12 protein-coding genes are annotated in these 15367 nt (G+C 40.7%); 4 read left to right on the top strand and 8 right to left on the bottom strand.

Features of this window, described 5'->3' with window-relative positions; translation table 11 throughout:
• Positions 1-75: 75 nt before the first annotated feature.
• Positions 76-426: a GIY-YIG nuclease family protein gene (locus tag GGQ60_RS04510; RefSeq protein ID WP_183760279.1), complete on the bottom strand. Its 351-nt coding sequence runs from the start codon at positions 424-426 to the stop codon at positions 76-78.
• Positions 427-559: 133 nt separating this feature from the next.
• On the opposite strand from GGQ60_RS04510, the gene GGQ60_RS04505 reads away from it, so the two are divergent.
• The 4 genes from GGQ60_RS04505 (at position 560) to bioD (ending at position 3672) form a co-directional block, all read left to right on the top strand.
• Positions 560-1336 carry an XRE family transcriptional regulator gene (locus GGQ60_RS04505; protein WP_183760277.1) on the top strand — a complete coding sequence of 259 codons (777 nt, stop codon included), beginning with the start codon at positions 560-562 and terminating at the stop codon, positions 1334-1336.
• Positions 1337-1414: 78 nt separating this feature from the next.
• The gene (locus GGQ60_RS04500; RefSeq protein WP_183760275.1) at positions 1415-1867 is read left to right on the top strand and encodes a DUF4890 domain-containing protein; all 453 of its coding nucleotides are present in this window, start codon (positions 1415-1417) and stop codon (positions 1865-1867) included.
• Between the two features lie 74 nt (positions 1868-1941).
• Complete coding sequence (locus GGQ60_RS04495) at positions 1942-3063, top strand: aminotransferase class I/II-fold pyridoxal phosphate-dependent enzyme (RefSeq protein ID WP_183760274.1); 1122 nt, start codon at positions 1942-1944, stop codon at positions 3061-3063.
• A complete protein-coding gene (gene bioD, locus GGQ60_RS04490) occupies positions 3064-3672 on the top strand; it encodes a dethiobiotin synthase (protein ID WP_183760272.1) in 609 nt (202 codons plus the stop codon). It abuts the gene before it with no gap.
• 120 nt (positions 3673-3792) lie between these two features.
• On the opposite strand, the gene GGQ60_RS04485 is transcribed toward bioD, so the two are convergent.
• From GGQ60_RS04485 to GGQ60_RS04455, 7 genes are all read right to left on the bottom strand, one after another.
• The gene (locus GGQ60_RS04485; RefSeq protein WP_183760269.1) at positions 3793-4488 is read right to left on the bottom strand and encodes a GDSL-type esterase/lipase family protein; all 696 of its coding nucleotides are present in this window, start codon (positions 4486-4488) and stop codon (positions 3793-3795) included.
• Between the two features lie 133 nt (positions 4489-4621).
• The gene (locus GGQ60_RS04480; RefSeq protein WP_183760267.1) at positions 4622-5521 is read right to left on the bottom strand and encodes a glycerophosphodiester phosphodiesterase family protein; all 900 of its coding nucleotides are present in this window, start codon (positions 5519-5521) and stop codon (positions 4622-4624) included.
• 160 nt (positions 5522-5681) lie between these two features.
• Entirely contained in the window at positions 5682-7091 is a 1410-nt protein-coding gene (locus GGQ60_RS04475) for a calcineurin-like phosphoesterase C-terminal domain-containing protein (RefSeq protein ID WP_183760265.1), read from the bottom strand.
• A gap of 78 nt (positions 7092-7169) precedes the next feature.
• Positions 7170-8708 carry a DUF5689 domain-containing protein gene (locus GGQ60_RS04470; protein WP_183760263.1) on the bottom strand — a complete coding sequence of 513 codons (1539 nt, stop codon included), beginning with the start codon at positions 8706-8708 and terminating at the stop codon, positions 7170-7172.
• Positions 8709-8717: 9 nt separating this feature from the next.
• Positions 8718-10298, bottom strand: coding sequence for a SusD/RagB family nutrient-binding outer membrane lipoprotein (locus tag GGQ60_RS04465; protein ID WP_183760261.1), 1581 nt, complete (start codon positions 10296-10298; stop codon positions 8718-8720).
• A 7-nt stretch (positions 10299-10305) separates the two neighbouring features.
• A complete protein-coding gene (locus tag GGQ60_RS04460) occupies positions 10306-13626 on the bottom strand; it encodes a SusC/RagA family TonB-linked outer membrane protein (RefSeq protein ID WP_183760259.1) in 3321 nt (1106 codons plus the stop codon).
• A 501-nt stretch (positions 13627-14127) separates the two neighbouring features.
• The gene (locus GGQ60_RS04455; RefSeq protein ID WP_183760257.1) at positions 14128-15354 is read right to left on the bottom strand and encodes a sterol desaturase family protein; all 1227 of its coding nucleotides are present in this window, start codon (positions 15352-15354) and stop codon (positions 14128-14130) included.
• Positions 15355-15367: the final 13 nt, after the last annotated feature.

Below are 15367 nucleotides of genomic sequence, written 5' to 3'. Positions count from 1 at the left end.
TAAGCAATCATTCAGGCATTAATTAAACATATTTATATTTTTCATAGTAATTTTCTATTTAACCTTTAAAATTGCTTACGATAAGCTGGAGAATGAAAGTTTCACCTGATTGGTGGCATTCCTGTGTAAAAGAATATTTTCGAAATCGAGACCTATGGTTAAATCAATCCAATCTGGATTACAAGACCTAACCAAACGTTCCTTCTGCATGCGTGTAAACCTGCTGATCGATTTAAAACGTACCAAAGCTTGTTCTTCTGTTTTAAACTCCTCAAAATAAACTAGCCTGGTTAACTGCTGTCCGCTATCAAAAAATAAGTTTGGCATTTGTTTGTAGAAATCCAGTGTCTTCATTAAATCAGAGCTCATGCCCACGTGCATACTTGTACGATTTCTGTCGGTAACGATATAAACAAACTTTTTCATGATTGGGTCTTTAAAAATTAAAACTAAACTATTTAGTATACTTTCTTGCAATTCAAAATAATATTACTAACTTTATGAGCATAAAATTACTAACTATTTTAGTAATTCCAAATTTATTTTAAAATTTATTTTTATGTCAAATATTTCAAATAATTTAAAGTACCTCAGGAAGAAAAAAGGCCATACACAGCAGAATTTCGCTGATATCATGGAGATCAAGAGATCATTGATCGGTGCTTACGAGGAAGACCGGGCTGAACCTAAATACGATTTACTAAAAAAAATAGCAGAATACTTTGATCTCACCATCGATGAATTCATCAATGAAAAAATAAACGACAACTGGAAACCCAAGCCAAAAAGCCAGGGGTCTAACCTGCGTGTACTGAGCATTTCTGTTGACCAGAACGATAGAGAAAACATCGAACTGGTTCCTGTTAAGGCAAGTGCTGGTTATTTGAACGGTTTTTCAGATCCTCAATACATCAGCGACCTACCGAAGTTTCAACTTCCTTTGCCGGCTTTAAGGCAGGGCACATTCAGGGCCTTTGAAATTATGGGCGATAGTATGTTACCTGTTCAGCCGGGGAGTGTGATTATTGGCGAGTATCTCGACAACTGGAATGAAGTAAAAACCGGCGAAACTTATATCATCATCAGTAAAAATGAAGGTGTGGTATACAAAAGGGCCGGCAACCGTTTCAGGGAAAATAAAGACCTGAAATTAATATCAGATAATAAGGTATACGATGCCTATACCATTGCGGCTGATGATATCCTCGAAATCTGGAAAGCCAAAGCCTATATATCTACTTCTTTGCCTGAGCCTGCACCAGATCCTACAATGGAAACATTGACCCAGATGATGGCGCAGATGCAGAAATCAATTTCACAATTAAATAAGAATTAACATTTTTTAACAGGTACCGATTAAACCGTTTGCTTTTTTATGTATCTATTACATTAACAAACACATAAAAAACATAACATGAAAAAGGTAATTTTAACAATGGCAATTGCAGTAATGGGTTTAACTGCTGCATTTGCTCAAGACACAACCAAACGTGAAAGAAGGGCAATGCCTAAATTGACTGCTGAGCAAAGAGCTGAAAAAGTAACTGCCAGGCTTGACAAACAATTGAGTTTAACTGCAGATCAAAAAACAAAAATTTATGCTATTGAGCTCGAAAATGCAAAAAAAATGGATGCCTGGAGAACAGCAGACAAAAGCGATATTAAAGGTAAAATGAAAGAACGCAAGGCAGCAATGGAAGAACAAAAAGCCAAAATTGATGCCGTTTTAACTGCTGATCAGAAAACAAAAATGGATGCTTTCCGTGCCGAAGCCAGAGAAAAGGGCGAAAAAATGAGAAGAGAGTTTGGAGGCAGAGGCAAAAAAGATAAAGCGCCGGTGGTTTCGAATCCCCCTTCGCAAGGATAAATAGAGTAAAGCGTAATTAATTATATTTTTAAAAGCGTTCCGGTAATCCGGGGCGCTTTTTTTACTTTTGACCGATGAGTAAAATAGAACAGTTCCTTAATGGCAAACTTCAGGAACGGAAAGATAATCTTTCGATCAGGAATTTATCTGTCCGCCAATTCCCTGTCGATTTCTGTTCGAACGATTATTTAGGCTTTGCCCGCTCGGTTGAATTAAAAAGACTAATTGATAAAACTGTTGCAACAATGCTCCACTATGTAACAGGTGCCGGAGGTTCGAGGCTGCTGAGCGGTAATACCCCATATACCGAAGAAACCGAACAGTTTATTGCCGGTTTTCATCAGGCCGAAAGCGGGTTGATTTTCAATTCTGGTTACGATGCCAATGTAGGCTTGCTTTCAAGCGTTCCACAGCGTGGCGATACCATTATTACCGACGAACTGATCCATGCCAGCATTATCGACGGCTGCCGCTTAAGTTATGCAACACGCTATAAATTTCTACACAACAACATCAACGATCTCGAAGCCAGGCTTAAACTGGCAAAAGGAAATATTTTTGTGGTGGTAGAAAGTGTATATTCTATGGATGGGGATAGCGCCCCATTGAAAGAAATTTCAAACCTCTGCGAAACCTATCAGGCCAATTTAATTGTAGATGAAGCACATGCCACAGGTATTTTCGGTAAAAAAGGTGAAGGATTGATCAGTCAGTTAAACCTCAGCCGAAAAGTATTTGCACGTATTGTTACCTTTGGCAAGGCAATGGGCACACACGGTGCAATTATATTAGGAAGTACCAGTTTAAGGCATTACCTTATTAATTTTGCCAGGTCATTTATTTATACCACTGCAGCACCGATTCATAACATTATAGCCATCCGCTCGGCTTATCAGCTTTTGGATAAAATCGATCATCAGTTGATCCATCAAAAAATCGGCCTGTTCAGGAAAAACATAAAAGAACAGAATATCAATGCTTTAGAAAGCGAAAGCGCCATTCAGGGGATTTTATTCTCCTCCAACGGGGCAACGAAACTGGCGGCAACCGCATTACAGAATAAAGGCTTTGATGTAAGAGCCATATTAAGTCCAACAGTAGCACAGGGAAAAGAAAGGCTACGGATTTGTCTTCACACATTTAATACCGACGAAGAGATTATTTCGTTAGTAGAACATTTAAAAGAATTGAGTTAAATGGCAACATACTTTATAACAGGCATTGGAACAGGCATTGGAAAAACAATAACCAGCGCTGTTTTAACCGAAAAATTAAAAGCAGACTATTGGAAACCCATACAATCCGGAGACCTTGAAAGCAGCGACAGCTTAACAGTAAAAAATTTAATCAGTAACAAAAAAACGGTTATCCACCCCGAAAGTTACAGGTTAACGCAACCCCTATCTCCACATCTATCGGCCAGGCTAGACGGAATTGAAATCGACCTCAACAAAATTAAGGTACCCTTAACCGAAAACAACCTGATTATTGAAGGTGCAGGCGGTTTAATGGTTCCCTTAAATGAAACCGAATTGATTATCGACCTGATCAAAAAACTGGATGCAGAAGTGATATTGGTATCTCAAAATTACCTGGGTAGCATCAACCACACGCTTTTATCCATCAATTTGCTTAAACAGTACGGCGTTCCGGTTAAGGGAATTATTTTTAACGGGGATGAAAACCCCGAAACGGAAAGGTATATCCGGCAGTATGCCAAAATAAACAAATTGGGCCACATACCCAACTTAAAACTGATTAATAAAGAACAGGTTGCTGCAGTTGGTGAAAATATATTGATATAAGCACTTAAAGACCCGCAGGTTTCGAAAGCCTGCAGGGCCTGAGATTTTGAGTGGTCGGGATTACAATATCAACCCCGTTTAACTTTGGATTTTCAATCTACCTTAAGGTGCTCATACATTTTATTTTTCGGTCAGGTAACCACTTTTCTTAAGAAAATCGGCCCACACCTGATACCCCTCAGGCAAAAGATGCAAACCATCTTTGGTAAGTTCGGCCCTTAATTGTTTGTTTTGGTCAATAAAATTTGGATACAGATCGATAATGGTTACGTTTTTAGCCGTAAATTTCCTGATTTCGTTGTTTAGCCAAAGGATATGCGCATCTTTACCATAGTGCTTTTTAAATTTCTCAAAAGCGCTATTTACCGGCAAAAGGGTATTGAAATAAATGTGGGTATTTTTCGAACCTTTTCTGATGCGTGAAATCATTGTTTTATAATTACCCAGGATAACGCTGTCCGGAATGTTTCTCGAAATATCGTTGATCCCGATCAGGATAAATATTTTGGCCGGTTTACCATCGATTACATCCTGCAACCGCTCTAAAACCCCAAAGGTAATGTCGCCTGAAATGCCCCTGTTTTTTGCTTGGGGAAGCTCTAAAAGTTTCGCCCAATCTGTTCCGGCCGTGATACTGTTCCCAAGAAAAACAAAATCTTTTTTCGATTTTGGATCGGCTTTAAACTTTGCCACCAGCTCAACATATTTTCCCGGACGGTAAGTGCTGTCCCATTTTACAACCTGGGCTTCTGCTGCCGTATGGCTTAGGATTAATGCTATAATAGCGATATGTAACTTATTGATGAGTGCTTTCATAATGGTTTAGATTAAGGGTTAAATTGCAAGTTCCCAAAGAGAAGGGTCGCGGAAAGACTTTTGAGGTTTCCGAACCTGAAAAGCCTGCTATTTATTTCAGATGGGATTCCAAATCCCCTCCAACATATTGTAATTATTTCGCCTGCACCAAAATATCAGGATAGTCTGAAATAATCCCGTCTACGTTTAATGCTTTTAATTTTTGGATATCGGCCAGTGTATTGGCGGTCCAGGGAATAACCTTTACACCATCAGCGTGTGCCTTTTTTACCAAATCTTCATTCACCATTTGCCAAACCGGACTTAAAATAAAAGGTTTATATCCTAAATCAGCTATATTTTCATCATAAGTTTTTTTGTTTGCCACCAAAAAAGAAGTTTTCATTTTCGGATATTTTTCATGAATCAATTGAATGGTGCGTTTATCGAAAGATTGGATCACAACAAAATCGGCAACCTTTTTCCTGATGATTACCTCCATTAACAGCTTAACAAACTCTTCAGGCCTGGGATTAGTGATACCATCGCCGCTTTCGCTGCATTTGGTTTCAATATTATAGAAAAACTGTTTACGTTTATGGGTTTTGATATCACGCTGTACCGCATCGATCAGATCGGTAAGCAAAGGCAGGTGCGTTTTTACTTTTTTCTGCTGAGGAAAGAGATCATAATATTTGCTGCCCAAATCAAACTTTTTAATTTCATCGTAATTCATGCCGAAAATGGGGTATTTTTTGGCATCAGTTGCGGGGATATCCTGTCCGTCGGGTGTTCGCATAAAAGCCGGACTCAGGTAATCGTCATGTGTTACCACTACTTTACCATCCTTTGAGATGTGTGTATCCATTTCCAAAGTGGTAATACCATCAATTTTCATGGCATTTAACATGGCTTCTATGGTATTTTCAGGCATTAAACCACGTCCGCCGCGGTGTGCTTCAGCACTAAATGCGGGGAATTTAACTTCCTGGGCATTCGATTTTATTACAAACGCCGATAAAAAAATAAAGATTGCTGTTTTTTTAAGTTTCATATCCAAAAAAGGGATTTTACAATGGAATTTGATACACATCTAAGGTTATTAGTTCATCGCCAAGATAGACAGATCTGGCGTTTTCATTTAACGCGGTCAATTAAATCTATATTAATTTTTAATAGCTGTTGGAGATAACGTCTCACAATACTTTGGCCCATTAAGCATCAGTTTCCGCTTCAAATTTTTCTCCGAAACGATCGGTAGCTATTACTTTAACTTTTTTAACATCCGGGCTAAAATGTGCCATAAATAAGTGATCGGTTGAACGTGGTTCGACAAATGGCCTTGGATTTGGTAATTTATCGCCTTTATATAATTTAACAGCTAAAGGATCGTATCCATCCTGCTGCGCCAGTGCACCCATTGCTTTACCATCCAAAAAATATTCTACCTTCCATGCCGGGTCGTAATTCCAGACATTGGCAATCAATCTTTTTTGATTGGTTAAGGTATCTACATAGATATCCAACTGCTCTTTACGATCTCTACCGGTTGATTTATAGTACCAGGTTAAATTGGTTCCATCTACCTGGTAAACACCATAACCACGGGGTGTACCATCTTCACAAATAGGGCCTGTCCACCACCCCCCGCAAACCGTTCCGTGGTTATGTTCATAGATACCATTTTTAACCACGTTTTTATTAAAATGCGTATGGCCAGACATAATGTGTACGTTTTTGAAGTCTTTTAATACGGCATAAAAATCTTCTTTATTTTTAACACTATTATGAACCGGGATATGCAGGCAAATGATTAACAGTGCATCCTTGGGCACTAGTGCTAAATCTTTTGCCAGCCATTCTAACTGGGTTGGGGTAATGTAACCATCATAAGTTCTTTCAACCCCTAGGTAACGTACATCGTCCAGAACCACGTAATGGGCTTTGCCCCTGTTAAATGAGTAATATGTCGGACCATAATGCGCCTGGAAAGTACGGTCGGAAGTATCGTCGCCACCTTGGCGGTAATCCTGGTCGTGATTACCCAATGCCTGAAAAAACGGGATTCCTATTTTGGCGATGGCTTCGTCGTAGGCAGGAAAAAGATCAAAATTATCCCAGACCAGGTCACCTACACTGATACCGTGCACCAATGTTTTACCCATGCTTTTTACCACATCTCTGGTATCCGGTACGGAGGTTTCCATCATTTGCTGAACATCTTTTTTGTTCTTTACCTGTGGATCGGCCCAAATGATAAAGTTATGCTTGTTATCATCCTGTTTTAAAGGCTTAAGGTCGAAATTTAATTTACCGGCGGTATCGGGCTTGTAATAGTGACGGGCAATACTGCTTTCGGTTTTAAATTCGTAACCCGAAGGCGTGCTGATCCATACAAAACGCGCAAGTTCGTGCAATTTAAGCTGGTAGTTTCCGCTTTTATCGGTCTGTACCACGCTGTAACCATCAGAAATTACCGTCCCCGCAACGGCTTTTCCTTTACTGGTTACCGTACCGCTTACCCATCCGTCAACAGTAAACAACGATGATGGAAACGATTTTAAGCTAACAAATAAAGTGGTGGTTAATATGGTTGATTTTTGTATAAAAGATCTTCTGTTCATACTTTTTCCTGATTAAATCATTGGGATATAAATGAATAAAACACAAGAAGGCCAGCGATAACCGGCCTTCCCTGTTATTTATTTTTCGACCAACGCGGTAACGCCACCTGTTTCGATATCGCTCAGTGCTGATGTATTGGTTAACGCAACACTTGTCATTGTCCGCACCGATTCCCACCCGCCTTTAGCAGCTTTATAAACGCCGCCCAGCTTGGCAAAACTTATGGCTGTCGGAAAACCGACGAAACGTTTGGAAATATCATTGGTTCCTTTTCCATAGTATTCCTGTGGAACTTTTCCTGCATAGGTGGCAAATTTGTCGGTAATGGTAATTCTAAACCCGTATTCAGGTGGCCCGGCAGTATAAAAACTTCCCCCGGCTCCACCGTAAAAGATCACATCCAGTGGCACCGAGTTTGGAGTAATATTGGTGCCTTCAAATATTGCAATACCAGCAACATTTCCACTATTTGCCAATAGGTTACTGGTCACGTCTCCTATACCGTTTGCCCCCGGAACCTTTGTATAATCGACAGGCGATATCCATTTCGACGCAGGCACAACTGTTGAAGCAGATCCGTTAATCCTTTGGCCGGCACCACCAACATAGAAAAACTGTCCTTTTTTAACCGATCCCGAGGTTAGGTTAAACTTATAGGTCCTAAGCGCACCTGTATTCCAGCCCTGGCTTGGAAACGCAGTAGCTCCCGCATTGTTATTCGTATAAACAGAGAATGGTGTAGCTGCAAAATCTATATCTCTTGTGGCTAAAAACTGGATATATTCATAATTTCCATCAGTTGAATTCGGGTCGGCAAGAAACCCTGAAATTATAGCAGCCGATAGTTTAGGCATCGGAACATAAAAAAAGTCATCAACTGTTCGCATCCGGTATTCGATCTTTTTGGAAGTGCCCGTTCCCGTAACATATACAACACCAGTAAAATTACCGGAAGGTTGTACAGGGGTATTGGCAAAGGTTGCACTGGCACTTGTACGCAAGGTTGCGGTGCCGAAACCATCATTCAGTATTTTATCGCCCAGGTACACCACGTTACTTGCAGGTTCGGGATCGTATACAGCATTGTTAATGGCTACCAATGTGCTTTCGTAACGGTCCGGATTGGCCAGAATAGTGTTTGTATTGGCCGCTTGCAATTTAATTGTTCTTCCTGATGCCACTTTCGTAATAGCCGAACTGGTTAACCCGGTAACCTGTAGAATTCCATCCACCTTTTTTAATACGCCACCTTCCAGTTTAATATGAAGTGAATCTCCGGGAATATAGTCAGCAGCTGCCGCACCTACATTAAACGAAATCCCCCTGAGCGAATCAGCAGAACCGTTAATACGGCTATTCTGCAATGCGATCAACCCAGGCACCGAATTACCCGATCTGAAATCAGAAACCACTACTCCCCTGATACTTATAGCACCTCCAATGGCACCAGGATTAAGGGAAAGATCAGATCCTTTATAATACCTTCTTAAATCGAAATTGGAAATAAATCCGGCTTCCGAGAATTTGTAACGGTAATCGTCTTCCCTTTTGCAACTTGTGTAAATAGCCACAACAACTGCGAGTAAAAGAAAATATTTTAATTTATTTTTCATCATCAATAACATTTAAGGTTTTTGCCACCACATCAGTGTATTCACATCGTCTGGTCCCTGTGCCACCAAAACATTTTTATAATTTGTTGGATTTGTTGACTGTGCGAGTATAGGGTAGTATAAACGCACCGGCATTTTTCCGCCATTTAATAGATTTGCTCCTTTCGGGAGTAATGGATGTCCGGTTCTTCTATATTCAAACCATTGTTGAAAATCTACCAGAAACAGGGCATAGTACTTTTGTAGATGGATCAGTTCTAGCTTGCTGTTTGCCCCGGCAATTTTATTATCTAACGGTAACGCATCGTCCCAATTAAAATCACCTTTTAAAGCATAACTCCGTACGGCTGCATCATTACCGTTTGCATATAATGCTGGAATCCAGTAATTGATCCCATCCGCTACCCCTTTGTAATAATAGTTTTCGCCGCTGCCATTTATCCAGCCCCTGGCGGCCGCTTCGGCTAAAATAAAATCAACCTCAGCCACATTCATCATCACCCCCGTAAAAGCATCTGTTTGCAGGGTTGTGGGATTACCGGATTGGGCATCAGAATAAAAATATGCCTGTTTAACCGGCGCCCCGCTACCTATCGGGTAGGCACTTGGCACACCAACATATCCGGCAGGTCCTGCAGCTATACTCCAACGGTTCACGCCATTTTTCCCATATGCAGGGATTAACCTCGGATCTTCCCAGCTGGTGAGGTTATTCATGAAGAAATCGACAATAGCTGATGCCCTGAAATCAGCCGGCCTAACACTAACCATAAATGGCGACGAGTAAACAGCCGTACTGCTATTGGTACCATTCCAGAGGATCCGGGCTGTGTGGGTATTGTCGGTCATGATCGGATATTTAGCCGGATTGGTGTCAACTATTTCCTTGATTTTAGCTATAGCCTGGGCACTTGCTTCTGCCTTGCCCGAAATACGCAACAACAACCTCAAATACAAAGAATTACCAAATCTACGCCATTTACTGATATCGCCATTGTAAACCGGATCGCTACTGGGTACGATGGATTGACCAGCAGCGAGTAGCGTGTTGGCTTCTTCTAATTTATTCAGCAATGAGGCATAAATATCTTTTTGCTTATCGAATGCCGGCTCCAGTATACCGTACTTACCCTGGTTAGCTTCTGTATAAGGCACATCGCCGTAGGTATCGGTTAACAATTGCATGGTCCAGGCTTCTGCAATTCTTGAAATTGCCTGGTAAGAAGTGTTAACCGCATTGGGTTTGCTGGCGATGGTATTGATGTCCTTTATATTTGTTAATTCCGAATACCACGAATTCCACATCGCGTCTGATAATTGTCTCCTGATGTCGTAACGGTAAATCCTGCCTTCCAATACCTCATCCAAAGTAGAAACAGTAACCTGCATCAACTCGTTGTTAATGGTTCTGTTTCGGATTAAGTTGGCGCTCAGCACATTGGTTAAGGCTGGTGCCAGTAACTTATCGGCAGAAACCTCGGGCACCCCTATCGGATCTGTGTTGATTTTATCGAAATCTTTCTTACAGGCGAAAAATGAAGTCGCCATAAACAGTAAGAAAGCATAACTGGTATTATATTTAATCTTTTTCATTTTCTTATTAGTTTATACCCACTACTAAACGTGCACCAAAGGTCCTGGTCGAAGGCAATTGCCCCACTTCAAACCCCTGTACAATATCACTACCCGATAATGTACCAAACTCCGGATCGAAGGCTGGCCATGGCGACCAGGTGTACAGGTTACGTCCGAATACGCCTATTGTTATTCTGCTCAATCCTAAGCTTGAAACCACTCTTTTTGAGAAAGTATAATTAATATTGGCTTCCCTGAATTTTAAATAGTCTGTTCTGAAGGTACTTCCCTCTGCATTGGTAGAACCGTACATCGCTTCGTAAAATGCACCAATATCAGTTGCAACTGTAGTATTAGGACTATAAGTAACGCCATCAGGGTTTAACATCACGCCCTCACCTATTAAACCGCCGTACCTTCCGGGTAAGGTTAATTTTAATTTACCGAGCCCGGCCATTCTGGCAAAGGTTAAGGAGTGCGCAACCGCCCCCAGTTGTGCATCAAATAATACATTTGCAGCGAAACCTTTATAAGTTACGCCTGTACCAAAACTAAACCGAAATTTAGGCATGGTGTTGCCAAGGTATTTTAACTGTGTCTGGTCTGGAATGGCTTTTCCTGTGTTATCGAAAATAACCTGTCCGTCAGGCGAACGCTTCAATCCATAGCCGTAAATATCGCCCAGGCTACCGCCAACGTTTGCCACAATCTGGGTACCTCCAAGTGGTCCTGTACGCAGGATTACTGAACTATCTGCAAGTTCTTTAATGGTATTTCTGTTTGCCGAAAAAGTACCATTCACCGTCCACTTGAATAATGCGGTTTGTAAAGGTGTAGCATTCACTGACATTTCCAGACCTTTATTATCCACACGCCCGGCATTAAATATGGCTATTGAATAACCTGAAGCCCTGTCAATCGAACGGCTTAATATCTGATTTTTGGTGTTTCCGGTATAGGCGGCAAAGTCGAAATTCAACCTGCTCTTGAATAACTTCAGTTCTGCACCTACCTCGATCGTGGTGGTTGAGAGTGGTTTCAAATTAACATTTGGCAATATGGTTGGATTTGTCATGGCTTCACCCGGATAAATCCCATTTGCCGCTAATGTGTAATTATAGGCCGTACGGTACGGGGTTGTTCCGCCGCTACCAACCTGTGCAATAGAACCGCGTAATTTGAAATAACTGATCTGCGAAGGCATTTCCCAAAAATCGGAGGCAATAAAGGATAAACTTGCTGATGGATAGAAAAAGCCTACATTATCCGTACGCAGCGGAGATGCCAGGGTACTGTTCCAATCCTGCCTTCCGGTTAAATCTAAAAAAAGATAGTTTTTTAGGGATAGCGACGCCGTGCCGTATAAACTGTTGATATTATACCGGGCTGTATCCGGTACAGAAATGAGCGGATTTTGATTGTTATCCAGGCTGTAGTATGCCGGGATAATCAAACCATCGGCACGGAGCTCAGATTTATAATACCTGTTTCTTAACTGGCTCCCCCCAACAGTTGCTGAAAGTTTTAAATCTTTTGAAAGATCCTTACTGTACCTTAACAAAAAGTCGGCGTTGATTTCGTACGAATTGATATCCTGCACACGATAGGATCCCTGTGCAAATTTTGCTCCCGCAGCATCCCACGGGCGCTTGGTTTCACGTACATCATGGTTAAAATCGATAGATGAACGTACCAGCAAACTTAAATTCTTGGTAAAATTATAAGTAGCCTGAACATTTCCCAAAATACCGTTCCGCCGCTGTCCGTTCAGGTATTGCTCCGAAATTGCGTAAGGACCTTCAGGAAAACTGGAAGTTAAATCAAGAAATTTTCTTTGCTCCTGTCCGGCCACCCAATAATTCTTAAACCAATCGAGGTTCATATTGGGATGGGCAAACATGAACCAATACATTAGCGATTGGTTCCCATAACCTGTGGCGGGTAAATTGTCGCTATGCCTGTTGTTATAACTGGCCTTGAAAACAATATTCAGTTTTTTGGTGATATTGCTGTTGCCCGATAAAGAAAGTGAAGTGCGTTCTAAATTGGTATTGGGCACAATCCATTCGTTATCCCCGTGGCTTGCAGTAAAACGTAAACCTACTTTTCCGGCGTTTCCATCCAGGGTTAACGAGTTGCTTGTTTCAACTCCTGTTTTGAAAAATGCATCAAGCGCATTTGGGTAAGCTACCCACGGTGTACGCGTTGTTCCCCCCTTTTGCGTAGCTGGATCATATTGAAAAAACATGCTGGTTCCATCAAATCTTGGCCCGTAGGTAGAACTGGTTGCATGGTTATCTGCACCATCGGCACTTGTGCCAAAGCTATAATAGCTTGCACCGCCAACACCTGCACCGTATTCCTGTTGGATGTCAGGCCCCCTGTTAATCTGCTCGAAAGTGGTATTGGAAGTAAAGGTAATATTAAACTTTTTCTTTTTGCTACCTGCCGATTTGGTGGTAATGACAATGGCACCGTTTGCACCTCTTTGTCCGTAAAGTGCAGATGCTGCCGGTCCCTTTAATACCGTAACATTTTCAATGTCTTCTGAGTTGAGGTCGTTAATGGCACTTCCAAAATCGGTGGGTAAAATATCCCCTGATGTACCATAAACACCGCCACCTGTTCCGGCTGTACGTTTGGCACTGCTGCTGGCCACCACACCATCAATAACAATCAGGGCTTCGTTATCACCCGTGAGGTTGTTTTCCCCACGAAGAATGATTTTATTGGATGCAGCCAAACCACTGTTGCGGACCAAGTTTAACCCTGCAACTTTTCCGGATAATGCATCTGTCCAGTTTGTGGCCATTGCATTGGTAAATGACGAACTATCTAAAGTGGTAATCGCGTATCCGAGCGCTCGTTCTGAACGCTTTATACCCAGAGCAGTTACTACAACATCATTGAGCTGCCCCATAGCAGACTGTAACCTAACAACAGCACCGTTCTCACTGTTATTAAAAGTTTTTGAAAGGGTTTTATACCCGATCATGGTATAGGAAACGGTTGTTCCTTTGGTAATGCTGATGGAATAATTTCCCTTTTCGTCGGTTATGCCCAAAAACTTTTTATTGTTATCGGTTATAGTTGTTCCAACGAGTATCTGGCCATCCTGGTCGTCTAAAACCGTTCCTTTAACAACGATCTTTTGAGCAGGGGTTTGCGCAAAGCTCCCGTTAATAAAAATTAACTGAATAACTGCGGCAAATAAAAAAATGCTAAAGCGTTTTAGTGTGGGTTGAAAAAAAACAGACCTTTTCTTCTGGTGAGGATGAGGCTTACTTTTTTTTACATGCAGGACGCATTGGTACCACGAAATCTGTTGAGTAAAATTTTTAATCATAATGGTTTATATATCCGGTTAGCAATTGGCATCATAACTTTGATTTATTTCGTCCGGTTCAGCGGGCAAAATAAATCTGTTCATGTTAAAAATATATTAGGTAAATATTAAACCTAGTAATACGGCGCTTAATAGTTGCGATTTATTTGGTTTTACTTACTATATATTTCGTTATTTAAAATTAATAAAACAAATCGAAACAAAAAACAATAAAACATCGCAATACAAAATATTTTTTAATTGAATGTTTAAAAAGACAAAAAAGTTGATGTTTGCAAAAATTGATTAGCCCTGTGTGATGATACCGGGCATCGAAAATAGGTGATTTTAACCAAAACAAAGCTTAAAACTAACTAAAACAACAGTTGTTAACCTCAAGATCAAGCTACCTGTAATAATTTCATTACAAACAGCTCCATGCTCTAAAGCTTGCACAACAAAACGAAACATTATTATGTAACATTTATATGCCTGTTAAAATCGAAAGTGTTAGAAACAGTCTTAATGTGCCTTTACATACTCAAATACATGCCTCATGTAAAGTTTACGTAAAGAACAGGTACGCTCAAGCGCAATCAGGATAACTACAGGAAATATTAAAAATCCAAGCAGGTTGAAAGTATAGAAAATATAACCGAAAACGAGGATCAACCTGAAACATTCGAGGTAATAAATCCACTTCCGTTGTTCGAGCAATGCCCCGATATTGATTAGTGTCACCAAAATAAAAATCGATATGGCCACTTTATGCACCAGCGTTAAGTATTCGTAAAACATAGTGGTTCCGGTAAGCACGGCCACTACAAGAATGAGCTGGCTATTTAAGTAGATTTTGAATTTGGGTTTCGGTTTGGCTTCATGCTGGGTTTTATTCTGGTAAAAGCGTTCTTCCAGGATAGGCCTGATATTCTGGTCCATTAAAGCCGGACTGCCAAAAACAGCATTCCATTTCGCTTTAAATCCATCAGCGCGCCTGTAAGCTTCAGCAATTTCCAGGTAATAGTGGAAATGCTGCCAGATGAAACTATAACTTTTAATGGGATGTGTTAGGCCATATTTTGGGGCTTCCTCTTCTTTTTGAAAAGTACCGAACAATTTGTCCCAAAAAACAAATACATCGCCGTAGTTTTTATCTAAATATTTCTCATCCGATGCATGGTGAACACCATGTAAAGAGGGTGTAATGAATATATTTTCCAGCCAGCCCAGTTTGCCTCCCAATTGGGTATGCGTAAAAAATGAATAGGCACCATGGGCCAATAGAATGGTAATGATCATGTTGGGATGAAAACCTATTAAGGGTAAGGCGCACCAAAAAACATTACGGAAAATAGCCTGTATGGTGGTAATCCGTGCCGCTGCAGATAAATTAAACTCTTCGCTCTGGTGGTGCACAATATGTGCTGCCCATAAAAAATTAATCTCATGCCCTAACCTGTGGTACCAGTACCAAACAAAATCAGTTGCGAGCAAGAGCAAGATCCATACGTACCATTTGGTAGAAATATTAAAAATGGCATAGTTTGTATAAACCCATTGGTATAACTGGTAAAAACTTGCGGCTATAAACAGGTTCAATAACCTTTCGGCAATACCTACACTAAAATTTGCAACCGTACTTTCGTATTTAAAAATTTCCGCTTTTTTCTGCTGCTTGGCGATTTTAAACTCTATATATACAAAAATAAAAAATGCTGGTATAGCAAATGCCAGGTAATTTACCGTCATAACAATTGTGGTC

The organism is Pedobacter zeae (genome assembly GCF_014196715.1).
In the GTDB taxonomy this organism is placed as follows: domain Bacteria; phylum Bacteroidota; class Bacteroidia; order Sphingobacteriales; family Sphingobacteriaceae; genus Pedobacter; species Pedobacter zeae.
The sequence above is the reverse complement of the archived record's forward strand: the minus strand, read 5'-3'. Positions and strand labels throughout refer to the sequence as shown.